Origin of the sequence: Streptomyces sp. NBC_00454, from assembly GCF_041434015.1 — a bacterium.
Taxonomy (GTDB): domain Bacteria; phylum Actinomycetota; class Actinomycetes; order Streptomycetales; family Streptomycetaceae; genus Streptomyces.
This window is the reverse complement of the sequence record NZ_CP107907.1, coordinates 6,552,453-6,574,943: the sequence shown is the minus strand read 5'-3', so window position 1 is coordinate 6,574,943 and position 22,491 is coordinate 6,552,453. Positions and strand designations below refer to the sequence as shown.

At 72.7% G+C, this 22,491-nt stretch carries 19 protein-coding genes and 1 riboswitch; of the genes, 12 read left to right on the top strand and 7 right to left on the bottom strand.

From position 1 onward, the window contains the following. Window positions 1-10: 10 nt before the first annotated feature. The 4 genes from OHU74_RS30010 to OHU74_RS29995 all read left to right on the top strand — a co-directional run bounded on the left by OHU74_RS30010 (window position 11) and on the right by OHU74_RS29995 (window position 5,080). The gene (locus OHU74_RS30010) at window positions 11-2,866 is read left to right on the top strand and encodes an ATP-binding cassette domain-containing protein (RefSeq protein ID WP_371618758.1); all 2,856 of its coding nucleotides are present in this window, start codon (window positions 11-13) and stop codon (window positions 2,864-2,866) included. Continuing rightward, a complete protein-coding gene (locus tag OHU74_RS30005; RefSeq protein WP_371618757.1) occupies window positions 2,863-3,648 on the top strand; it encodes an ABC transporter ATP-binding protein in 786 nt (261 codons plus the stop codon). The genes OHU74_RS30010 and OHU74_RS30005 overlap by 4 nt, the downstream gene beginning before the upstream one ends. A 149-nt stretch (window positions 3,649-3,797) precedes the next feature. Then, entirely contained in the window at window positions 3,798-4,646 is an 849-nt protein-coding gene (locus OHU74_RS30000) for an aldo/keto reductase (RefSeq protein ID WP_371618756.1), read from the top strand. A gap of 8 nt (window positions 4,647-4,654) precedes the next feature. Continuing rightward, window positions 4,655-5,080, top strand: a complete 426-nt coding sequence (locus OHU74_RS29995) for an RICIN domain-containing protein (protein ID WP_371618755.1) — start codon at window positions 4,655-4,657, stop codon at window positions 5,078-5,080. A gap of 44 nt (window positions 5,081-5,124) precedes the next feature. On the opposite strand, the gene OHU74_RS29990 is transcribed toward OHU74_RS29995, so the two are convergent. Both OHU74_RS29990 and OHU74_RS29985 read right to left on the bottom strand, forming a co-directional pair. After that, the gene (locus OHU74_RS29990; RefSeq protein WP_371619858.1) at window positions 5,125-5,865 is read right to left on the bottom strand and encodes a class I SAM-dependent methyltransferase; all 741 of its coding nucleotides are present in this window, start codon (window positions 5,863-5,865) and stop codon (window positions 5,125-5,127) included. A 17-nt stretch (window positions 5,866-5,882) separates the two neighbouring features. Then, window positions 5,883-6,188, bottom strand: a complete 306-nt coding sequence (locus tag OHU74_RS29985) for a 4a-hydroxytetrahydrobiopterin dehydratase (RefSeq protein ID WP_371618754.1) — start codon at window positions 6,186-6,188, stop codon at window positions 5,883-5,885. Between the two features lie 235 nt (window positions 6,189-6,423). Between OHU74_RS29985 and OHU74_RS29980 the strand changes: the two genes are divergently transcribed. Continuing rightward, window positions 6,424-8,220 carry an FAD-dependent oxidoreductase gene (locus OHU74_RS29980; protein ID WP_371618753.1) on the top strand — a complete coding sequence of 599 codons (1,797 nt, stop codon included), beginning with the start codon at window positions 6,424-6,426 and terminating at the stop codon, window positions 8,218-8,220. A gap of 36 nt (window positions 8,221-8,256) precedes the next feature. Next, on the top strand, window positions 8,257-9,054 hold the full coding sequence (locus OHU74_RS29975) for a helix-turn-helix domain-containing protein (protein WP_371618752.1): 798 nt from the start codon (window positions 8,257-8,259) through the stop codon (window positions 9,052-9,054). Here the strand turns inward: OHU74_RS29975 and OHU74_RS29970 are convergent. Next, window positions 9,040-9,462, bottom strand: a complete 423-nt coding sequence (locus OHU74_RS29970) for a hypothetical protein (protein WP_371618751.1) — start codon at window positions 9,460-9,462, stop codon at window positions 9,040-9,042. The two genes, OHU74_RS29975 and OHU74_RS29970, sit on opposite strands and share 15 nt — an antisense overlap. Before the next feature lie 304 nt (window positions 9,463-9,766). On the opposite strand from OHU74_RS29970, the gene OHU74_RS29965 reads away from it, so the two are divergent. The 4 genes from OHU74_RS29965 (at window position 9,767) to OHU74_RS29950 (ending at window position 14,119) form a co-directional block, all read left to right on the top strand. Next, window positions 9,767-10,768, top strand: a complete 1,002-nt coding sequence (locus OHU74_RS29965) for a hypothetical protein (protein ID WP_371618750.1) — start codon at window positions 9,767-9,769, stop codon at window positions 10,766-10,768. Next, window positions 10,765-11,325, top strand: a complete 561-nt coding sequence (locus OHU74_RS29960; RefSeq protein ID WP_371618749.1) for a toxin-antitoxin system, toxin component — start codon at window positions 10,765-10,767, stop codon at window positions 11,323-11,325. Before OHU74_RS29965 ends, OHU74_RS29960 begins: the two co-directional genes overlap by 4 nt. 104 nt (window positions 11,326-11,429) lie before the next feature. Next, entirely contained in the window at window positions 11,430-12,938 is a 1,509-nt protein-coding gene (locus OHU74_RS29955) for an NAD(P)/FAD-dependent oxidoreductase (protein WP_371618748.1), read from the top strand. Beyond that, the gene (locus OHU74_RS29950; protein WP_371618747.1) at window positions 12,935-14,119 is read left to right on the top strand and encodes an MAB_1171c family putative transporter; all 1,185 of its coding nucleotides are present in this window, start codon (window positions 12,935-12,937) and stop codon (window positions 14,117-14,119) included. Before OHU74_RS29955 ends, OHU74_RS29950 begins: the two co-directional genes overlap by 4 nt. Before the next feature lie 109 nt (window positions 14,120-14,228). On the opposite strand, the gene OHU74_RS29945 is transcribed toward OHU74_RS29950, so the two are convergent. Both OHU74_RS29945 and OHU74_RS29940 read right to left on the bottom strand, forming a co-directional pair. Beyond that, the gene (locus OHU74_RS29945; RefSeq protein ID WP_371618746.1) at window positions 14,229-15,737 is read right to left on the bottom strand and encodes a peptide MFS transporter; all 1,509 of its coding nucleotides are present in this window, start codon (window positions 15,735-15,737) and stop codon (window positions 14,229-14,231) included. A gap of 135 nt (window positions 15,738-15,872) precedes the next feature. Beyond that, on the bottom strand, window positions 15,873-16,718 hold the full coding sequence (locus OHU74_RS29940; RefSeq protein WP_371619857.1) for a bifunctional 5,10-methylenetetrahydrofolate dehydrogenase/5,10-methenyltetrahydrofolate cyclohydrolase: 846 nt from the start codon (window positions 16,716-16,718) through the stop codon (window positions 15,873-15,875). A gap of 115 nt (window positions 16,719-16,833) precedes the next feature. Beyond that, window positions 16,834-16,927, bottom strand: a riboswitch (ZMP/ZTP riboswitch). A gap of 92 nt (window positions 16,928-17,019) precedes the next feature. On the opposite strand from OHU74_RS29940, the gene OHU74_RS29935 reads away from it, so the two are divergent. Then, entirely contained in the window at window positions 17,020-17,781 is a 762-nt protein-coding gene (locus OHU74_RS29935) for a methyltransferase domain-containing protein (protein ID WP_371618745.1), read from the top strand. 212 nt (window positions 17,782-17,993) lie between these two features. Continuing rightward, window positions 17,994-19,568, top strand: coding sequence for an RNA polymerase sigma factor (locus OHU74_RS29930; RefSeq protein WP_371618744.1), 1,575 nt, complete (start codon window positions 17,994-17,996; stop codon window positions 19,566-19,568). An 18-nt stretch (window positions 19,569-19,586) separates the two neighbouring features. On the opposite strand, the gene OHU74_RS29925 is transcribed toward OHU74_RS29930, so the two are convergent. Together OHU74_RS29925 and OHU74_RS29920 are read right to left on the bottom strand one after the other, a co-directional pair. Then, window positions 19,587-21,383 carry a hypothetical protein gene (locus OHU74_RS29925; RefSeq protein ID WP_371618743.1) on the bottom strand — a complete coding sequence of 599 codons (1,797 nt, stop codon included), beginning with the start codon at window positions 21,381-21,383 and terminating at the stop codon, window positions 19,587-19,589. After that, entirely contained in the window at window positions 21,380-22,441 is a 1,062-nt protein-coding gene (locus OHU74_RS29920) for an ATP-binding protein (protein WP_371618742.1), read from the bottom strand. Before OHU74_RS29920 ends, OHU74_RS29925 begins: the two co-directional genes overlap by 4 nt. Window positions 22,442-22,491: the final 50 nt, after the last annotated feature.

Here is a 22,491-nt window from a genome sequence, read left to right as displayed (position 1 = left end):
GGGAAACGGCATGGGAGATCTGCTCGCCTTCGTACTGAGCGGTCTGGTGTCCGGCGCCCTGTACGCGCTGCTGGCCACCGGGCTGGTGCTGTCGTACTCGGCGTCCGGGCTGTTCAACTTCGCGCACGGGGCCACCGCCTACCTGTGCGCGCTCACCTTCTACGAACTGCACTCCGGGCTGGGCTGGCCGGCCGTCCCGGCCGCCCTGCTGGTGGTGTTCGTCCTGGCGCCCGGGCTCGGGTGGGCCCTGGACCGGCTGATGTTCCGGCGGCTCGCGCAGGTCGGCGAGACGGCGCAGATCGTGGCCACCATCGGGCTGCTGGTGGCCCTGCCGGCGGCCGGGCTGTGGGCGGTGGAACTGCTGGAGGACGCGGGCGCGCCCGTGAAACCGGCGGAGAACCAGTTCGGGCTGCCGGGGGTGGGGCCCAGCCCCGCGAAGGCGTGGCAGCTCACCGCCGACGTGGGCATCGACTCCGACCAGCTGATCACCTGGGTGGCGACGGCCGTGGTGGCCGTCGCCCTGTGGGTGCTGCTGCGGCACACCCGGCTGGGGCTGCGGCTGCGGGCCGCCGTGGACAACCGCTCGCTCACCGAGCTCCGCGGGATCGACGCCGACCGGCTCTCGTCGGTGGCGTGGATGATCGCCTCGGGGCTGGCCGGGCTCGCGGGGGTGCTGGCGACCCCGCTGCTCGGCCTGTCGGCGCACGACTTCACCCTGTTCCTGTTCGTCTCGGCCACCGCCGCCGTCATCGGGCGGTTCGCCTCCGTACCGCTCGCCTTCGCGGGCGGCCTGGGACTGGGGGTGCTCCAGAACCTGGTCGTCGGCTACGCGTCCTTCGCCGACTCCATCACCGGATTCAGGACGGCCGTGCCCTTCCTGATCCTCTTCGGCGGGCTGCTCGTACTCGCCCGGCGGGCGCGGGCCGCGGGGACGGCGGCGGTGGACGTGGCCCCCGTGGACCATCTTGCCGGGGCCTCGTGGGCGCGCAGGTGGGGGGTGTGGGCGGGCGGCGGCGCCGCGCTGTGTGTGGCCCTCTACACCGTGACCACCCCCTTCTGGAGCGGGCTCCTGGCCCAAGGGCTCGCCCTGGCCCTGGTGTTCATGTCCTTCACCGTGGTGACCGGGCTCGGAGCGATGGTCTCGCTGGCCCAGGGCACCTTCGTGACGGGCGCCGCGCTGGTCGCGGGGCTGCTGATGAGCCACGGGTGGCCGTTCGTGGCCGCGCTGGCGGTCGGCACCTGCGTGGCCGCCGTACTGGGGGCCCTGGTCGCGCTGCCCGCGCTGCGGCTGGGCGGGCGGTCCCTGGCACTGGCCACGCTGGCGCTGGCGTTTCTGGCCGACCAGGTGCTGTTCCAGATGCGGTGGCTGCGCAACGGCGACTCCGGCTGGTCCATCCCCCGGCCGGTGTTCGGACCCGTGGACCTGTCCGACGACCGGGCCATGGGGGTGGCGCTGGTGATCCTGGTCGCCGTGGTCGCCGCCGGGCTCAGCGCGCTGCGCGACTCCCCGTCGGGGCGGGCGATGCTCGCCGTACGGTCCGCTCCCGCCGCGGCGATGGCCTCCGGGGTGTCGGTGCTGCGGACCAAACTGCTGCTCTTCACGCTGTCGGCGGGGCTGGCCGGGTTCGGGGGCGTGCTGTACGCCTCGTACAACACCCGGATCACGGCCACCGACTTCACGGCGATGACCGGGCTGGTGTGGCTGGCGGTGGTCGTGGCGGCGGGGGTCCGGCGGCCCCAGTACGCGGTGGTGGCGGGGCTGGTCTTCGCCGTTGCTCCGCGGGTGATGGCGGATTACGTGACGGAGTCGGCGCATCTGCCGGTGATTCTGTTCGGGCTGGCGGGGTTGGCCTTGGCCAATGACCCGGATGGGTATTGCGCGGCGATTCCGGTGCGGGTCGCCAGGCGGCGGGCCGCAGCCGGTGCCGGTGCCGGGGTGGGCCCTGCGGGGCCTTCCCCCACCCCGCCCCTTCCCGAAACTGGGGCTCCGCCCCAGACCCCGGCCCTCAAACGCCGGGCAGGCTGGAATTCCCCGGAGGGCAATCCAGCCCCGCCGGCGTTTGAGGCGCGGGGGTACGGGGGCGGAGTCCCCGAAAGGCCCGGGGGTCCGGGGGCGCAGCCCACGGTTTCGGGAAGGGGCGGGGTGGGGGAAAGCCCCGCAGGGCCCGCACCCGTACCCGCGCTGGAGCTGCGCAGCGTAACGGCCGGGTACGACGGGGGGCTCGTGCTGCACGGGGTGGATCTCGTCGTGCGGCGCGGGGAGATCCTCGCGGTGCTCGGGCCGAACGGGGCCGGGAAGAGCACCGCCTGTCGGGTGGCGGCCGGAGCGCTGGCCCTCACCGGCGGGGTCGTCCTGGTGAACGGGCGGGATTCCAGCCGCGACGGGGCCGTGGGCCGCTCCCGCGCCGGGGTGCTGCTCGCGCCCGAGGGGCGGGGGATCTTCCCCGCGCTCAGCATCGAGGAGAACCTGGCCCTGTACCTCGCGGACCCCGCCGAACGGGACGCCGTCTACGCGCGGTTCCCCCGCCTGCGGGAGCGGCGCGGGGTCGCCGCCGGGGCGCTGTCGGGCGGGGAGCAGCAGATGCTGGCCCTGGCGCCGCTGCTCCAGCGGCCGCCCGAGGTGCTGATCGCGGACGAGCCCTCGCTGGGGCTCGCGCCGCGCGTGGTGGACGAGGTGTACGGGCTGCTCACCGAGCTCCGCGACGCGGGGACCGCGCTCCTGCTGGTGGAGGAGAAGGCGGCCGAGATCCTCGGGATCGCCGATACCGTCGCCTACCTCTCCCAGGGCCGGGTCTCCTGGTGCGGCCCGCGCGCCGAGGTGGAGACGGACCGGCTGACCGAGGCCTACCTGGGGATGGGCGGATGAGCACGGGTACGGGTACGGGCGGATACGTGCTGGAGGCCGCCGGGGTGAGCGTCCGGTTCGGCGGGGTCAGGGCCCTGGACGGGGTCGATCTCGGGATCCGGGCCGGTGAGGTGTGCGGGCTGATCGGGCCGAACGGGGCCGGGAAGACCACCCTGTTCGACGTCCTGTCCGGGATCCGGCGGCCCGACCGGGGCCGGATGCTGCTCGACGGGGCGGACATCACCCGTCGCTCCCCCGTCTGGCGGGCCCGGCACGGGATGCGCCGGACGTTCCAGCGCCAGCAGTTGTTCGGGCAGCTCAGCGTGGCCGACAACGTGCTCGTCGCACAGGAGTGGCGGGGCGGGGGCGGCGGCTTCGCCGCCGATCTGGTGGCGTCCCCGACCCGGCGCCGCCGGGAGCGGGAGCGCCGGGAGCGGGCCGCGCGGGTGCTGGCCGACTGCGGGATCGGCGCGCTCGCGGCCTCGTACGCCGGTGGTCTGCCGGTGGGTCGGGCCCGGATGGTGGAGCTGGCCCGCGCCGTGGCCGATCCGCCGCGGGTGCTGCTGCTGGACGAGCCCGCGTCGGGCATGTCCGCGCCCGAACGCGAGCAACTGGCGGTGGTCGTGCGCCGGCTCGCCGAGGAGGAGGGCTGCGCGGTGCTGCTGGTCGAGCACAACGTCGCCTTCGTGATGGACCTCTGTACGCGCGTGGTCGTCCTGGACCTGGGGAGCGTGCTCGCCGAGGGCACGGCCGCCGAGGTACGGGGCGACGCGCGGGTCCGGGAGGCGTACCTGGGGGCGTAGCCCCGGCCGTGGCTGTTCCCGCCGTACGGGTTTCACCCGTTCGGCGGGAATAGGCCATGCGGGAGTCCGGTTGTCGCCGGTCGTACGGGTGCCCGCACGCGTGCCCGTACCGACGACGACCCGACGACAACCAGAGGGAACGACCCGACGTGAACCAGGTCCCCGGCATCAAGCTCAACAACGGCACGATCATGCCCCAGCTCGGATACGGCGTCTGGCAGGTCCCGGACGCGGAGGCGGAGCAGGCCGTCGGGACCGCGCTGGAGGCGGGCTACCGCAGCATCGACACGGCGTCCATCTACGGCAACGAGACCGGCACCGGCAAGGCCATCGCCGCGTCCGGGGTGCCGCGCGAGGAACTGTTCGTCACCACCAAGCTGTGGAACGGCAAGTCCGAGACCTGGGGCCGGGACAACGTGCTGCGCGAGTTCGACGCCTCGCTCGCCAAGCTGGGCCTCGACGACGTCGACCTCTACCTGATCCACTGGCCGCGCCCGATGCGCGAGGACTTCGTCGCCATCTGGAAGACCTTCGAGGAGATCGCGGCGAGCGGCCGCGCCAAGGCGGTCGGCGTCTCGAACTTCCGCCCCGCCGATCTGGAGCGGCTCGGCGCCGAGAGCTCCCTGGTCCCGGCCGTGAACCAGATCGAGCTGCACCCGCTCCTCCCGCAGGGCGAACTGCGCGCCCTGCACGCCCGCCACGGCATCGCCACCGAGGCCTGGTCCCCGCTCGGTCAGGGCAAGGACCTCCTCACGCTGCCCGCCGTCGCCGCGATCGCCGCCAAGCACGGCCGTTCCGCCGCGCAGGTGGTGCTGCGCTGGCACCTGCAGCTCGGGAACGTCGTGATCCCCAAGTCCGTGACCCCGTCGCGGATCCGCGAGAACCTGGACGTCTTCGGTTTCGAGCTCGACGCCGAGGACATCGCCGCGCTGGACGCGCTGGGTGCCGGCTCGGCGGGCCGCCGGATCGGTCCCGACCCGGCCGAGTTCGACTTCTGAGCCCCGCGATGACGGCTCCGGACGGCGTGTACCTGGTCCGCAACCTCGCGAGCGGGCTGCTGCTCCAGGTGGAGAGCGGCAACCGGGTGTGCGTCGGTCCGGCCGACGGGCCTGAGCCGGCCCGGCAGTGGGAGATCACGCCCGTCCACAGCGGCGGCGGGATCTTCCACCTGGTCAGCGTCCACAACGGCAAGCGGCTCGACGTCGCGAACGCCTCGACCGAGAGCGGCGCCCGGGTCCAGGTCTGGAAGGCGAACGCCTTCGGGGCCCAGGAGTGGGTCGTCGAGGAGCACCTCGACGACCCCGGTGTCGTCTCCCTGATCGCCGCGATCAGCGGTCTGCCCCTGGAGGCCGACGCCGAGGGCCGGGCCCGCCAGGCCGAGGACACCGACGCGCCGTCCCAATGGTGGCGCCTGGAGCGCGTGCACACCTGAGGGGCCGGGCCACCGCGCCGCGCGAGGCCAGGTGGCCGTCGCCGTCAGTCCCGTACGAAGCTGCGCAGGCGGTACGTGGGGTCCGCGCGCGGGGAGTCCGGAGCCGGCAGGCGTGCCAGCCGGTCCGCGAGCTCCTGCGCGGTGGTGCCGCGCGGGCGGACCCGGGAGGCGTAGCGGCCGGCCAGCAGGGCGGCGGCGCTCCGGCGCGGGCTCACGCCCTGGCCGTGGCCGGTGAAGCGGGCTTCGGCGCCGGGGCGCAGGCCTGCCGCGGCCGCGTGGGCGGTGACCTCCGCCGTGGAGTCGGCGGGGTCGCGGGTGAGGTGCGGCGCGAGCAGCGCGTCGATGTCGCTGCCGACGTCGTGGGCGGAGTCCTTGTCGACGGTGGCGACGAACACCCCGCCGGGGCGCAGGACCCGGGCCGCCTCGGCGACGACGGCGGCCACCGCGCCCGGTTCGCGCAGCAGGTGCAGCAGCCAGACCGCGGTCACCGCGTCGAGCGAGCCGGACCGGACGGGGAGCCGGGTCGCGGAGGCGAGGACCACGGGGATGCCCCGGGAGAGGGCCATGGCGGCCATCCCGTGCGAGGAGTCCGCCCCGGACACCCGCGCCCCGGGGCGGCCCGAGGCGATCCGGGTGGTGACGATGCCCGTGCCGCAGCCGAGGTCCAGCAGGGTCTCGGTGGCCGGCGGGAGGAGGCCGAGGACCGCCGCGGCGGCGGCCTCGGCGCGCGGGACCCCGCCGCGCGTGGCGTCGTAGGCCTGGGCCTCGGCGTCGTAGTCGAGCAGGGACTTCGGTACCGCCATCAGGCGGCGCCGTGGGCGGGGGCGAGGGACTCGACGCGCTCGGCGAGGGTGAAGTCGGCCTCGGTGACGGAGTCTCCGGCGTCGTGCGTGTTCACGGACACGCGGACGGTGTTGTAGCCCAGGGTGAGGTCGGAGTGGTGGTTCAACTCATCCTGCACGGTGGCGATGTGGCTGACGAGGGCGCTCGCCGCGAAGTGGCTGCCCAGTCGGTAGGTGCGGATGATCCGGTCGTCCTCGAAGGCCCAGCCGGGGAGTTCCCGCAACCGGTCCTCGATCTCCTTCTGCGAAAGCGGCTCTCTCGACATCCGCAGGCTCCTTCCCCGTAGTGCGCACGCCCCGGCGTACGCGGCTGCCCGATTGACCTGACGTGAAGTCAAGGTTCCCACAGCAGACGCCACGGGGAAGGTTTCGCGCCATAGTGCGTGCGGGTACTTCCGCGCCTTCCGTGCCCACCGCGCCGCCCCTATGCTCCTGCGCCGGACGTGACTGTTACCGCCGGTAATACCGCTGGGTACCGCCGGACACCGAGGGAGCATCATCTTGACGCGCACAGGAAACTCCAGGCGCACGTTCATCGCGGGGGCCGCGGCCACCGCAGGCGCGTTATCCGCCGCGGGGGCCCTGACCGCCCCCGCCGAAGCCGCCACCGAAGCCACCGGACCCGCCGCGGCCGGACCGTCCCGCCGCGTCGCCGTCCTCGGCGGCGGGGTGGCCGGCCTCACCGCCGCGCACGAACTCGCCGAGCGGGGCTACGCCGTCACCGTGTACGAGCGCCGGGCGCTCGGCGGCAAGGCCCGCAGCATGGACGTACCCGGCAGCGCGCGCGGCGGCCGCCGCCCGCTCCCCGCCGAGCACGGCTTCCGCTTCATCCCCGGGATCTACCACAACCTGCCCGACACGATGCGGCGCATCCCCTTCCCGGGCAACGCGAACGGGGTCTGGGACAACCTGACCGCCCCGCGCGAGATGATGTTCGCCCGCGCGGCCGGACGCGAGGACCTGCGGGCGCCCATCCCGTGGCCCGCCCACTCCCCCGCCGAGCTGACCCCCGACGAGCTGCGCCGGGCCCTCACCGGCATCCTCCAGTCGCTGGTCCGGCTCCCGGCGCACGAGACGGCGTACTTCGTCGACCGGGTGCTCGTCTTCCTCACCAGCTGCGACGAACGGCGTAACGAGCAGTGGGAGAACACCCCTTGGTGGGAGTTCACCCGGGCCGCGCGGATGTCCAGCGAGTACCAGCGGATCCTCGCCGTCGGCATCACGCGCAACATCGTGGCCACCAAGGCCGAGGAGGCCTCCACCCGTACGGTCGGCACGCTCGGCGAGGCCTTCGTCTTCAACCTGCTGGGGCGCGGCGCGGACGGCCCGCCGGACCGGATCCTGAACCTGCCCACCAACGAGGCGTGGATCGGGCCCTGGGAGACCCATCTGCGCTCCCTGGGCGTGGAGTTCAAGATCGGGTGGACGGTGCACGAGGTGCGGTACGGGGACGGTCGCGTGAGCGGGGTCGTGGTGGAGGACCCGGCCGGCGCGGCTTCGACCGTCACCGCCGACCACTACGTCAGCGCACTGCCCGTGGAGCACGCCCGCCGCACGTGGAGCCCGGCGCTGCGGGCGGCCGACCCGATGCTGGGGCGCTGCGACCAACTGCAGACCGACTGGATGACCGGCATCCAGTTCTACCTCACCGAGCGCGCGCCCCTCGTCCACGGACACCTCAACTGCATCGACTCCCCCTGGTCGTTGACCGCGATCCAGCAGGCCGAGCACTGGCCGGCACGGAACTTCCCCGCCGACTACGGGGACGGCGCGGCCGTGGACTGCCTGTCGGTGGACATCTCCGAGTGGGACAAACCCGGGATCCTGTACGGGAAGACGGCCAAGCAGTGCACGCGCGAGGAGGTGGCCCGCGAGGTGTGGGCGCAGCTGAAGGCCTCGCTCAACGACACCGGCCGGACCCTGCTCTCGGACGGCAGGCTGCACTCGTGGTTCCTGGACCCGGGCGTGGACGGAATCGGCACCCCGAACCCGACCAACCAGGACCAGCTGCTGATCCACCCGACCGGCACCTTCCACAACCGGCCGAGCGCGGGCACCCGCATCCCGAACTTCTTCCTCAGCGGGGACTACGTGGCGGTCGACATCGACCTCGCGACGATGGAGGGCGCCAACGCCTCGGCCCGGGCGGCCGTCAACTCCCTTTTGGACCAGGACGGTTCGACGGCGGCGCGGTGCACGGTGAAGCCGCTGTACCGGGCTCCGGAGGTGGAACCCCTCAAGCGGCACGATCTGTGGCGCTACCGGCTCGGCCTGCGCAACGCCTTCGACCTGGGCTGACCCGGCCGCGGGCCCCGGCTGGGCTAACTTCATGTCATGACGACTGTGACGGTGGGCGCCCTGTTGCGAACGTGGCGGGAGCGGCGCGGGTTCAGCCAGCTGGAGCTGGCGGGCCGCGCCGATTCCTCCTCCCGGCACATCAGTTTCGTGGAGACCGGCCGCTCCCGGCCGAGCGAGGAGATGGTGCTGCGGCTCGCCGACCGGCTGGACGTGCCGGTGCGGGACCGCAACGCCCTGCTGCTGGCCGCCGGTTACGCGCCCCGGTACGCGCACACCCCACTGGACGACCCCTCGATGACGGTGCTGCGCGAGGGTCTGGAACGGCTGCTGACCGGCTACGAGCCGTATCCGGCGCTGGTGGTGGACGCCGCGTACAACGTGGTGGCGGCCAACCGCGGCATCATGATGCTGATGGACGGAATGCCCGAGCACCTGCTGGCCGGGCCGCTCAACGCCATGCGGCTGACCCTGCACCCCGAGGGCCTCGCGCCCCGGATCCGCAACCTGCGGGAGTGGCGGGGGCACCTGCTGGCCCAGATGGAGCGGCAGATCGCGCTGGCCCGCTCGGAGCCGCTGCGCGCCCTGTACGAGGAGGTGGCGGCGTATCCGCTGCCCCCGGCCTCGGAGCAGCCGGGCGACAGCGAACCGGACGAAGCAGTTCCGTACATCGCGCTCCCCCTGCGGATCGAGCACGACGGGCACCTGCTCTCCTTCGTGTCCTCCATCTCCACCTTCAACACCCCCATGGACGTGACGGTCGCCGAGCTGGCCATCGAGACCCTCCTGCCGGCCGACCCGGCGACCGTGAAGTACCTGCGGTCACTGGCGCCCTGAGTCCGCGCGCAGCGCGAGCTGCTGGAGGAGGGCGAAGGAGGCGACGGTGAGCGCCTGCGCCGGGATCCACACCGCCCCCGCGGTGGTGGGCGTGAACCAGGCGACGAGGGCGACGAGGCTGAGCGCGGCCCAGGCGTAGTTGGATTCGATGACGAGCCGGACGGGGAAGACCGGGGGCTGCCGGCGCGATGCGAGCAGGCCGACGCCCGCCCCGTAGAACACCAGGAACGCCCCGAGCCCCAGCACCAGCCCCTGCCCGAGGCCGAGCAGCCGGCCGAGGGGCGCGGAGAAGGCGGCGTAGGCGAGCCCGTTGCCGGTGGTGACGACGGAGTCGAGGGCGAGGAAGCGGCGCAGCGCGGCCTGGGGGACGGCGGTACGGGCTACGGCGGTGAGCAGGGTTGCGGACATGGCGGATCAGCCTCCATCGAGGGTCGTTTGCGCTGGTGGAGTACGGATGACCCGGGTTCCGGAGCCGAGTGCGCGGCCCCGGAACCCGATGGCTCCACTGTGCCGCCGGAGCCCTTGCCGGGTCGATTACCCCAGGAGTAATGGGCGCTCTGCGGCAGGCGGGGGGCCTCGCCTTCGGCCCCACATTTTTTGAGCCTGAGAGAAGGAAATGTTGGGGGCGCCCTGTTCCGCCACGGAACCGGGGGCTACGCTTCACGCAGAGCAACCGATTCGAACCTTCTCTCTACTGACGGAGAAACACCCGGTGCGTGCCCCCGCCCGACCCGACCTCACCGCGGCCTGGGGCCGTGTCGTGGCGTTGGCGGAGCAGCGCGGCCAGGATCCGGAGCACGTGCTCGCCGTGGAACGGCTGAGCCACCTGTCCGGGGTGGAACCGGCCCGCATCCCCCGGGTCCTGGCCGGCACCGCCGCCGAACTGCCCCTGTACGAGCGGGTGCACCAGCGCTTCCTGCGGCTTCGCACCACCCGCCGCGACAAGCACGGCCGGGAGTGGCCCCTCGCCGCCATAGCCGAGGACTTCGACGCACCCGGCGCCTCCCTCGGCCCGCTCAACGCGGGCACCGGACTGCCCCGGCTCGGCCACGCGGCCGGCGTCCAGCGGTTCTTCGGGGTCTACGCCGGCTTCCTGCTCGCCGACAGCAAGAGCGCGGTGGAACGGGCCCTGGCCACCACCGGAGGCGGACCGGCCGGCTCCGCCACCGGCGGCACGGACGACCTCGAACACCTCTCGTACCTCACCGGCATCACCCCGCAGGCCATCCGGCTCACCCTCGACGGCAACCCGCCCCGGATCCCGCTCAAGGAGCAGGTCCGCCTCCGGTTCGAGCACCTGCGCCGCACCCGCCCCCGGGAAGACGGCCAGCCCCACTCCCTCTCCGCCATCGCCGGCTCCTTCGACGCCTCGGGCCAGTCCCTGACCCGCCTCGCACAGGGCGAGGGGCTGCCCAATCTCGCGGCGGCCGCCGGGATCCAGCGCTTCTACGGGGTCGAAGCCGGTTTCCTGCTGGCCGACGACGCCGAAGCGCTCGCCGGCGCCCTGGCGGGGATCGAGCGCGAGCTGGAGTCCGCGGAGCGGCCCGCGGAGAACCCCATGCTCGCCGTGATGCGGGCCCACGACGTGCGCAGCATCGTCACCCGGGCGGGCAAGCTCTCGCCGGGTGGCTGGAAGTCGCTGGCAGACCACCTGGACGACCTGCTCGCCCGCGAGGGACAACTGGGCCGCCCGACCGAAGGGGAAGCGCCATGAGGACCACACGCGCCATGCGCAAGCTCGGCGCCGACCTGGTGGCGGCCGCCCGCCTGACCCCGAACACCGAGGCCGCCGACATCATCGCGAAGCTGTGCGGCGCCTACGGCCGCGGCCGCGAGCGGCCGGTGCTGTTCCGGTTCGCCGCCTTCCCTCCCGACACGGCCAGTGGGCTGTGGCTGGAAATGGAGGACCGCGACCTCCTCGTCATCGAGGAGCGCACCCGGCCCGAGCACCAGCTCGTCATCGCCTGCCACGAGCTGTGGCACATGGACGAGGGCACCTGCGACCGGCACGGCTCCGGCATGGCGGTCGCGGCCCGGCTGACGGAAGGCCACGGCAGCCTGGCGGAGCTGCTGCGCTCCGACGGCGGGCTGAGCTCCGTCGTCCGGCAGGCCGCGGCCCGCGCCGACCGGGAGGATCCGGCGGAGATCCGCGCGGAGACCTTCGGGCTGCACCTCGGACTGATCCTCAAGACGTTCCTTCCACCACCCCGGGAAGAGCAAGTCCCCGAAGCGATCGAGCGCATCAAGACCTCGTTCGGCTGGGGAGGTTGAGCGCGGCCCCGGTGTCCGCACCCGGCGGCCGGCCTCCGCCTCCCCGCCGACGCACTTCCTCCGCCGATGCGTTTGCGCACGGCCCTGACAGAGAGCACCACACGATGACCCAGTCTTCCCCGCCCCGCCACGCCGTCGTCATCGGAGGCAGCCTGGCCGGCCTGCTCACGGCAGCCGTCCTCGCCGAGCACGCGACGGTCACGATCATCGAGGCGGACACCCTGCCGGAAGGCCCGGAGCCGCGCCGCGGACTCCCCCAGGCCCGGCACACCCACCTCCTGTGGTCGGGCGGCGCGCGCGCCATCGAGGAGATCCTGCCCGGGATCACCGATGACTGGCAGGCCGCCGGGGCCTTCCGCCGCAGCCTGCCCAGCGACCTGGTCAGCAAGACCGCCCAGGGCTGGCTGCCGCGCCACGGCGAGATGCAGTTCAACATCTCCTGCAGCCGCGACCTCCTCGACTCGGTGATCCGCTCCCGCGTCATCGGACTGGCCGGGGTCACCACCCTCCAGCAGAGCCGGGTCCGCGCCCTGGAGGGCGGCGCCGACCGGATCACCGGGGTCCGTGTGGACACCCCGGGCGAGGAGAACCGGCTGGTCACCGCCGATCTCGTGGTCGACGCGAGCGGCCGCGGCTCGCGCGCCCGCACCTGGCTGGAGGCGCTCGGCGTGAGCGACCTCAAGGAGGCCGGGGTGGACTCCGGCCTCGTCTACGCGACCCGCATCTTCGAGGCACCCGAAGGCGCCCACGCCATGGGGTTCCCCATCATCAACGTGCAGTCCGACCCGCGGGTGCCCGTACCCGGCCAGACGGCGACGATCGTCCCGATCGAGAACGGCCAGTGGCAGGCCACCCTCTCCGGCACCTACGGCGGCCAGCCCACCTCCGACCCGGAGGCCTTCATCCCCTTCGCCAAGGGGGTCCGCGACCCGATCGTCGGCGAGCTCCTCGAGGGCAAGAAGCCGCTGACCGGCGTCTCCGTCACCCAGGGCACCGCCAACCGCCGGATCTTCTTCGAGAAGGCCGAACTCCCCGACGGCTTCTTCGCCGTCGGGGACTCGGTCGCCACCTTCAACCCGCTCTACGGCCAGGGCATGACGGTCGCCGCCCAGGGCATCCTCGCCGTCCGTACGCTGCTGCGCGCCAAGGGCCTGGCACACCCCTCCATCGGCATCGAGGCGCAGCGCGCCATCGCCCCGCAGGTGGCCGTCGCCTGGGACCTCGCCACCTCGCAGGACATCAAGTACCCGGGTGCCACCGGCATGAAGCCGCGCGCCGGGGCCGGAGTGCTCAACGCGTACGTCGACCGGCTGATGACCGGCGCGACCACCAAGGAATCGCTCACCGCCGCCCTGCTCCAGGTCATCACCATGAACCGGGCGCCCACGTACTGGGTCCGCCCCGCCGTGGTCTGGGAGGTGCTGCGGGCCTCCGAGCACGGCGCCCTGAAGGCGGCTCCGCTGACCGCCGCGGAGCGGGCGGTCGCGGGCCTGGACCTGGACGGCCCGGCCGCGCCGGAAGCGCCCGCCGAGGCCGCCCAGGCCGCCCAGGCCGCCGAGACCGTCGACACCGGGACCTCGGACCCGGCCGACCCCGTCGGACGGGCGCGATGACGGAAAGCCTCGTCCTCTACGTGCCGGGCGCGGTGATCGCCACGGCACTGATCGTCAAGGCCCCGACGTTACGCCGGGGGTGGGACCAGCCCCTCATGCGCGCCGTGTGCACCCTGCTCGTGGTGGGTTCGCTCGCCGTCTTCCTCTCGGCGCCTCCGACCATCGTCGCCGTCAACCGGCTGACCGGGGTCGTCAACTTCTCCGCCCCCCTGGTCTACAGCCTGCTCACCGCCTTCTCGGGCGCCTGCATCGTGCTGATCCTGCACTGGAGCGGCCCCGCGACCCCGGCCGTGCGCCGGGCCACGCGGCTGACCGTGGCCGCGTACGGCGCCGTGACCGTGGCGATCGTCGCCCTGTTCGCCAAGGGCGAGGCACCGGTCGAGCAGCTGAGGGCCATGGACACGTACTACGCCAACACGCCGTGGCTGCGCGAGATGATCGTCTGCTATCTGTCGGCACACACCGTGGGCAGCACCGCGCTCACCGTGCTGTGCTGGAAGTGGCTGCGCCGGCTGGATCCGGCGATGCGGCCGCTGCGCACGGGACTGGCCCTGCTCATGTTCGGCGGAGCGTTCGACCTGGCCTTCCTCGTCGTGAAGTGGACCGCCGTCGTCGCGCGCTGGCGCGGCGGGGACCTGGACTACCTGTCCACCTACGGGGCACCGCCGCTGGCCGCCGCCGCGGCCCTGCTGGTCGGAGCCGGGTTCATCGTGCCGCTGGTCGGCGGATCGGCGCCCTGGCGGGACTACAGCCGCTACCGGCGGCTGCGGCCGCTCTGGGCGGCCCTGCGCGGATTCTCCCCGTGCGGAATGCGGCCCGTGCCGCTGACCTGGTGGTCCCCGGTCGGGATCCGACTGATCCACCGCGAATCGGTGATCGACGACGGGATCCTGGCGCTGGTGTGCTGGTTCGACCCCGCCGTGCGCGCGGAGGCGTACGAGGCCGCGCGCGCCCAGGGCCGGCCCGAGCGGCACGCCGCCCTGGTGGCGGACGCGGCCATGCTCGCGGCCGCCTGCCAGCGCCGGGCGGCGGCCGAACGGGCGGGCGGGCGCGGGAGCGAGGCGGCGCCGGGCCGCGAGGCTCCGTACCGCCTGGACTCGCGGCCGCTGACCGAGCTGGCCCGGGAGTTCGACGCCTCCCCGATCGTCGCCGAGGTCCGCCGCCAGGCCGCGGGGGTCTGACAGAAAGCTGTCGCTCCCTGCAGGCTCCCTGCGGGCTCTCCGCGGGCCTCCCCGCCCCGACAAGGCCCCCACAGGCCTCCGCAGGGCCCCGCCGGGGTGCCAGAGGGTGTCAGGCGGCCACCAGGGCCTGCTCGGGGCTCTGTGCCCCCTTGGCGGCCTCTCCCGTCAGCACCTTGAGCCGCTTGGTGAAGAAGACCATCACCGCGCCGGCCGCGATCACCATCGCGCCCTGCCACAGGAAGTTCCAGCTCTGGCCGATGACCGCGTCGAGCCGGGGCAGCTGCGCGCCGATGGCGTCTCCGGTGGCGGCCGCGAGGAACCAGACGCCCATCATCTGGTTGGTGAAGGCGCGCGGGGCGAGCTTCGTGGTGACCGACAGGCCCACCGGGCTCAGGCACATCTCGCCCATCACCTGGATCACGTAGACGCCCACCAGCCACATCAGCGAGACCTTGACGCCCTTGGAGGCGATGGCGGCGGCGCCCGACATGACCACGAAGGAGGCGCCGGTCAGCAGCAGGGCCAGGCCGAACTTGAACGGGGTGCTCATGCGCTTGCCCCGGCGGACCCAGAACACGGCGAAGAGCGGGGCCAGGACGATCACGAAGAGGGAGGGCAGCGACTGGGTCCAGCTGGCCGGGATGTGCCAGCCCAGCAGGGACAGGTCGGTCTTCTGGGCGGCGAACAGGTTCAGCTCGTTGCCCATCTGGTCGTAGACCAGCCAGAACAGCGTGGCGGCCAGGAACAGCCAGACGTAGGCGCGCAGCCGGGTCCTCTCGACCGCGTCGACCTTGGGACTGCGGTACATCGAGAGCAGCACTCCGGCGGGAACCACCACGGCGACGATCGTGAGCACGAAGGTGATGTTGTCGATGCTCAGGGCGTGCGCGGCGACCAGCAGGCCGATCAGGACGGCCGTGAAGACCAGCCCGTACGAGGAGGTCCTGCGCACCTTGGCGCGCTCGGCGGGGGTCAGCCGGACCACGGGCTCCTCGCGCAGCTGGCCCGCGAGCCTGCGGCCGCCGAGGACGTACTGGACGAGGCCCAGCGCCATGCCGACGGCGGCGGCGCCGAAGCCGAGGTGCCAGTTGACCTCCTCGCCGAGGTAGCCGACGACGAGCGGGGCGATGACGGCACCGAGGTTGATGCCCATGTAGAAGATCGAGTAGCCGGCGTCGCGGCGCTGGTCGTCCTCGGGGGCGTACAGCCGGCCGACGAGGGCGGAGATGTTCGGCTTGAGCAGGCCGGTGCCGATGACGATGAGGACCAGGCCGGGCCAGACGAAGACCGGGTTCGGGACGGCCATCAGGACGTGGCCGGCCATGATGACCACGCCGCCCCACAGGACGGCCCGGCGGGCGCCGAGGAACCGGTCGGCGATCCAGCCGCCGGGCAGGGCCAGCAGCGAGATCATGGCCATGTAGACGCCTTCGACGGCCTCGGCGGTGCCCTCGTGGAGGCCCATCCCGCCGTGCCCGCGGGAGGCCGCGAGGAAGTGCACGAGGATGGCGACCATGCCGTAGAGGCTGAAGCGCTCCCACAGCTCGGCGAGGACCAGGGTGGCGAGTCCGCGCGGGTGCCGCTGCCGCTTCTTGTGCATATCCATCGATGCGTTCACATATTCATTGCAACGGTGGTGCGGGCGGCCCGGATCGGTCTTTCGGCCCGTTACCCGCGGAAACGGAACACCCCGGACCGAAGGGCCCGGGGCGTTCGTCGTACGGTCGCACCGCCGCGGCGGGGCAAAGGTCGCTCAGAGGTCGGCGAGCGCCAGACCGGCCTGCGCGGCGGCCGCCTGGACGGTCTGCTCCAGCAGCACCGCGATGGTCATCGGGCCGACACCGCCCGGCACGGGGGTGATCAGCGAGGCGCGGGCGGCGGCCGACTCGAAGTGGACGTCGCCGACGTTGCCCTCGTTGTACCCGGCGTCCAGGACCACCGCGCCCGGCTTGATGTCCTCGCCCCGGATGAACTCGGCCTTGCCGACGGCGGCGACCAGCACGTCCGCCTGGCGCACGATCGACGGCAGGTCCACGGTGCGGGAGTGGCAGTAGGTGACGGTGGCGTTCTGCTCCAGGAGCAGCATCCCGGCCGGCTTGCCCAGGATGGCGCTGCGGCCGACGACCACGGCGTGCTTGCCGGTCAGGTCCACGTCGTAGGCGGCGAGCAGGCGCATGATGCCGCCGGGGGTACAGGAGACGAAGCCCGGCAGGCCGAAGCCCATGGCGGCGAAGGAGTGCATGGTGACCCCGTCGACGTCCTTGCCGGGGGCGATGGCCTCGAAGGCGGCGCGCTCGTCGATGTGGTGGGGAACCGGGTGCTGGAGCAGGATGCCGCTGATCTCCGGGTCCTCGGAGAGCGCGGTCAGGGTGGCGACGAGTTCCTCGGTGGTGGTCTCGGCCGGCAGCTCCACGTGGCGGGAGGTGATCCCGGCCTTCGCGCAGCGGTTCTGCTTCATGCGGACGTAGGTGACGGACGCGGGGTCCTCGCCGACCAGCACGGTCGCCAGACAGGGTGCGGTGCCGGTGCGCTCGGTGATCTTCGCGGCGTACTCGGCGGTCTGCTCCGAGATGCGGCGGGCGAGGGCGGTGCCGTCCATCAGCCCGGCGGTCCGGGTGTCCACGGTGGTGGTCTGCGTGTCCGTGGCCGTGGTCTGCGTGTTCACGGTCGTCTGGGCAGTCGTCATGGGGTCTCCTGAGCGTCGCTGCGGGATCGCGGTTCGCCCAGGCGCGCGGCAGTCGACGTACGGGAGCACGCCGGGCCGCTCCCCGGTGGTGATCCACCCGAACGCCAGTCACGGCCCGCCGCCCAGTGTAGGCGAACCCCCGCCGGGTCCATCGGGGCCCCCGGGCCGTGCCAATCCAGTGGATGAGCCGCGCCCGAGCTGGGAGGATCTAGACATGACGCGCACTTTCGACCATCTCGTCGCGGAAGCCGAGTCCGTATCCGTGGACGGCTGGGACTTCTCCTGGCTCGACGGCCGGGCCACCGAGCAGCGGCCCTCCTGGGGCTACCAGCGCCTCCTCGGGGAGCGCCTGGCCCGCGTCCGCTCCGCCCTGGACATCCAGACCGGCGGCGGCGAGGTGCTCGCCGGAGCCGGGCCGCTGCCCCCGCTGATGGCCGCCACCGAGTCCTGGCCGCCGAACATCGACAAAGCGACCCGGCTGCTGCATCCGCTCGGCGCGGTGGTGGTCTCGGACAGCGACGAGCCCCCGCTGCCGTTCGGCGACGAGGCGTTCGAGTTCGTCTCCAGCCGGCACCCGGTGACGATCTGGTGGGAGGAGATCGCGCGGGTGCTGCGGCCCGGCGGCACGTACCTCTCCCAGCAGGTCGGTCCGGCGAGCGTCTTCGAGCTGGTCGAGTACTTCCTGGGCCCGCAGCCGGAGGCGGTCCGCCGCGGCCGCCACCCCGACGACGCGGTCGCCGACGCCACGAAGGCGGGGCTGGAGGTGGTCGATCTGCGCTCGGAGCGACTGCGGACGGAGTTCCACGACATCGGAGCCGTGATCTACTTTCTACGGAAGGTGATCTGGATGGTGCCCGGCTTCACGGTCGGGCAGCACCGGGACCGGTTGCGCGAGCTGCACGAACAGATCGAACGCGAAGGCCCGTTCATCGCGCACACCGCCCGATTCCTCATCGAGGCCCGCAAAACGGGCTGAGAAATGGGCGGACGCAGCCACCGCCGATCGGTTGCCCGGTCACAGCGTGGCGCAGGTCACTCAATTCAGCGCGTAACGAATCTACTCGGGCGTGCGATGAACCGACAGGTGTCCTCGTGCGGCTCGGAATACAAACCCCCCTCGGGTCTGTTTCCCGAGTTCGCGCGATGATGTCCCGCCACCCCTTATCTGTTCGCAACGAGAGGCTCCTTGTGTCGCTCAGCCCGTCCCGTACGTTCCCCACGGAGATCGCCGAATCCGAGGCCCTGGTCGCTCTTGTCGAGCGCGGCCGCGAGCAGGGTCACATCAACGGTGATGACGTGCGCCAGGCCTTCGAGGCCGGCCGCATCCCGGTGGACCAGTGGAAGCGGGTCCTGCGCAGCCTGAACCAGGTCCTCGACGAGGAAGGTGTCGCACTTCACGTCAGTGCGGCGCCCGCGACGAAGGCTCCCGCCAAGAAGGCGCGCAAGGCGGCCGCCGCTCCGGCCCGCACCGTCGCCAAGAAGGCTGCCGCCCCGCCGCGCCTCATCGGCGCGCGCAAGACGGCCGCTCCGGCCACCGCCGCGGCGATATCCGACCCGTCGGCCTCCGGCACCGAGGAGGAGGTGGCGGCGGAAGCCGCCGCCGCACCGAAGAAGCGGACGGTCAAGAAGACCGCCGTGAAGAAGACCGCCGTGAAGAAGACGGCTGCCACGAAGAAGGGCGCCAAGGACGGCGACGAGGGCGATGCCCCCGTGGCCGAGGGCGAGGACTGGGCAGCCGAGGACCTCGACGAGGGCGACGAGAAGGAGACGCCCAAGACGGGCGGCAGCGCCGGCTTCGTCCTGTCCGACGACGACGAGGACGACGCCCCGGCGCAGACGGTCATGGTGGCCGGCGCCACCGCCGACCCCGTCAAGGACTACCTCAAGCTCATCGGCAAGGTGCCGCTGCTCAACGCCGAGCAGGAGGTCGAGCTCGCCAAGCGCATCGAGGCCGGTCTCTTCTCCGAGTACAAGCTCGAAGAGGAGGAGGACCACAAGCCCGCGTTCAAGCGCGAGCTGGAGATCCTGGTCGAGGACGGCCGCCGCGCCAAGAACCACCTGCTGGAGGCCAACCTCCGCCTCGTGGTCTCGCTGGCCAAGCGCTACACCGGCCGCGGCATGCTCTTCCTGGACCTGATCCAGGAGGGCAACGTCGGTCTGATCCGCGCCGTGGAGAAGTTCGACTACACCAAGGGCTTCAAGTTCTCCACGTACGCGACCTGGTGGATCCGCCAGGCGATCACGCGCGCCATGGCGGACCAGTCGCGCACGATCCGCATCCCCGTCCACATGGTCGAGATCATCAACAAGCTGGCCCGTGTCCAGCGCCAGATGCTCCAGGACCTCGGCCGGGAGCCCACTCCGGAGGAGCTGGGCAAGGAACTCGACATGACCCCCGAGAAGGTCATCGAGGTCCAGAAGTACGGCCGCGAGCCGATCTCCCTGCACACCCCGCTGGGTGAGGAGGGCGACAGCGAGTTCGGTGACCTCATCGAGGACTCCGAAGCGGTCGTGCCGGCCGACGCGGTCTCCTTCACCTTCCTCCAGGAGCAGCTCCAGTCGATCCTGGGCACGCTCTCGGAGCGCGAGGCGGGCGTGGTCTCCATGCGCTACGGCCTCAACGACGGCCAGCCGAAGACCCTCGACGAGATCGGCCGCGTGTACGGGGTCACCCGTGAGCGCATCCGCCAGATCGAGTCGAAGACCATGTCGAAGCTCCGTCACCCGTCGCGTTCGCAGGTGCTGCGCGACTACCTCGACTAAAAATCGGGTCCGCGCCCCTCAGGCCAGTCGGAAGACCGGCCCGCGGGGCGTGAACGGCAGGGAGGCGCCCTGCGGAACCAGGAAGGCGTGCTCGCGCCGGATCCGCAGGGTGTCGGTCCACCCGTCCGTGATCACCAGCACCGGGGCTGTGGGCGGGAAGTCCTGCGCCCGCAGCAGCAGGTCGATGCCCGGCTGCAGCACGGTCCCGCCCCGGCCGCGCACCTTCACCCGGCCCGCGATCTCGCTCGGGGGCAGATAGCCCGCGTCGTACGGCGCCGCGTCGCAGAACACGACGCGGGCGGCCGGTACGTCGCGGGCTTCGGCGTACGAGGCGATGGCGCCGAGCGCCTTGCCGAGCAGTTCCCGGCCCATCGTGGCCGAGGTGTCGAGCACCACGCCGAAGGTGCAGCGGGCCGTCTCCTCGGCCGGGAAGTACCGGCCCGCGCGCGGGATGTCCGGGGTGGAGGCCTGGCGACGGGCCGGCCGCGCGAAGCTGCGTACCGGCTCCGGGCGGGGCACGTACTCGTCGAACCAGCGGGCCAGGCGCGCGTCCCACGGCACCGGAGGGTGGGCCAGGGCCCTGATCTCCTGGATCAGCCCGGCGGGCAGCAGTCCGCGCTCCCCGTGCTCGTGCAGGTCGAAGCCCTGGACCAGGCCGCGCCGGTAGAACTCGTCGAGGTCCGTGTACGGTCCGCTCCCCGGGTGGACCAGCGGCTCGCCCAGGATGTCCCCGCGGCCCTTGCCGCGCAGGGTGGCGAGCCGGCGCATCCGGCGCAGGTCGCCGGTGATCCGGTCGTAGACCTCTTCCACGGAGAGGTCCCGCAGCTCCGGGTCGTACAGCAGCCCCTCGGGCATCTCGCCGACGCCCATCTCCACGAGCCAGCCGTTGACCACGTAGTCGGCGGCCACGTTGTGCAGGTACGGGTCACGGGCGCCGCGGCGCTCCCCGTGGCGCAGGGCGGCGTGCAGCATCTCGTGGGCCAGGATGAACCGCCACTGCTCGTCGGCGAAGGTGCGCAACGGGTTGACGTAGATCTCCCCGGCGCCCGCACTGACGGCGGCGATGTCGATGCCCTGGGCGCGGGCCAGCTCGGCGTCGGCGACGAGCCGCAGGCCCGCGGCGAGGCCGCCGAGCAGCGGGTAGGAGGAGACGAACCAGTTCAGGGCGCGTTCCCACGGCTGCGGCCGGTGCCCCTCGCGGCCGGCGGCCAGGTCCATGGTGGCGGACACGGACCGGGTCAGGGCGTGGGCGAAGCCGGTCTGCCAGTCGGGGGCGGCCTGGCTCCAGTGCGTCCAGGGCTCCAGGATCTGGTCGGGGGTGCCGGGAGCGCTCGTACCGCAGTCCTCGTACCGGTCCGGGATCCCTTCACGGCGCCAGGCTCCGGCGAGCTGCTCCTCGTCGCCGCCCGGGTACTGCTCGGGCAGCCGGTCGGGGGCCCGGCCCATGGAGAAGGTCAGCAGGAAGCGGTTGACGACCACGCAGCGGGCGGCGAGGTCGGCGCGGTCGGGCTGCGGCCGGTCGGCCTCTTTGGAGGCGGGGACGTGCCCGAAGCCGAGGTGGAGCAGGCAGTGGGCCAGGGTCCAGGCCCACTCGGCGGGCGCGGCGCGGCGGGTGGGGTGGGCGTGGATCACGCCGTTGGAGGTGACCACGGCGAGGCCGGCGGCGGTGCAGTGCCCGCACTTCGCGCTGCGGCAGTGGGTGGCCGAGACGGCGTTCAGGGCGGGGTTCTGCCGGACGGCCGCCCGCCCGGCCTCGTAGGCGAGGGTGGCGGGGTCGGGCTTGGCCTCCTGCTTGGCGGGCTTGCGGGTGCTCACCGGCGGGCCTCGACCAGTCGGGGCATGTCGCGGGCGGCCTCGATGAGGAACCAGGCGGGCAGCACCGGCTGCCCGTCGGCGTCGTCGGCGATGACGGTCTGGGCCACCTCGACGGAGATCTCGGCGAGCTGCACCAGCAGGGACTTGGCGCGGTAGGCGGTCTGCCGGACGGCGGGAGAGACGTGTTCCTTGCGGGCCGGGAGGTCCTTGACCAGGCGGCCGCGGAAGGCCTCGGCGAGGTAGTACAGCAGGTCCCGGTCCTCCAGGCGGCGCGGCCAGCTCGCCTCGCCCTTGATGACCGCCTCGATGCCGAAGGTGTGGCGGACGATCTTGGCGTAGCCGCGGAAGGAGACGGCGTGCGCGGGGGTGAGGGTGCCGTGCGCGAGCACCCCGAGGGTCTGCTCGTCCAGGTCCGGGCCGAAGGAGTGCAGGGCGTCGGAGAGCATGTGCCAGGAGCGGGGCGTGGAGAAGGGCTCCTCGCTCTTGGGCGGCTGCGACCACAGGTGGTCGGGGCGGTCGGTGAGGTAGTCGGTGACCCAGGGGTGGATGCCGTTCTCACCGGCCCACACCAGCCAGTCCTTCGCGGAGGCCTGGAGATGGACGTGGGTGAGCCGGTTGACGAGCGCGGAGGCGATGGGGCGGGCCAGGGCGTTGTCGGTGGCCCGGTTGCCCGCGCCGATGACTATGGAACCGGCCGGGAGCTCGTAGGAGCCGATCCGGCGGTCGAGGATGAGCGAGTAGAAGGCCTTCTGGACGTCCGGGCTCGCGGCGTTGAGCTCGTCGAGGAACAGGCAGTACGGCTCCTCGCGGGCGATGGCCTCGGGCGGGCAGAACACCGAACGCCCGTCACGGATCTGCGGTACGCCGATCAGGTCCTCGGGCGCGAGCTGCGTGCCGAGCAGGCTGACGCACTCCAGCCCCAGCGAGTCGGCGAACCTGCGCACGAGCGAGGACTTGCCGATCCCGGGTGCACCCCACAGGAACACGGGCCGCACGGTGGCGAGTCCGAGGAGCAGTTCGGGGAGCTGGGCGGGGGTGACGGTGACGGCAGCCTGCACGGGGAGAGTTCCTCATGATCGGGTGTGTGGTGCGCCCAGTGTGGGCGCAC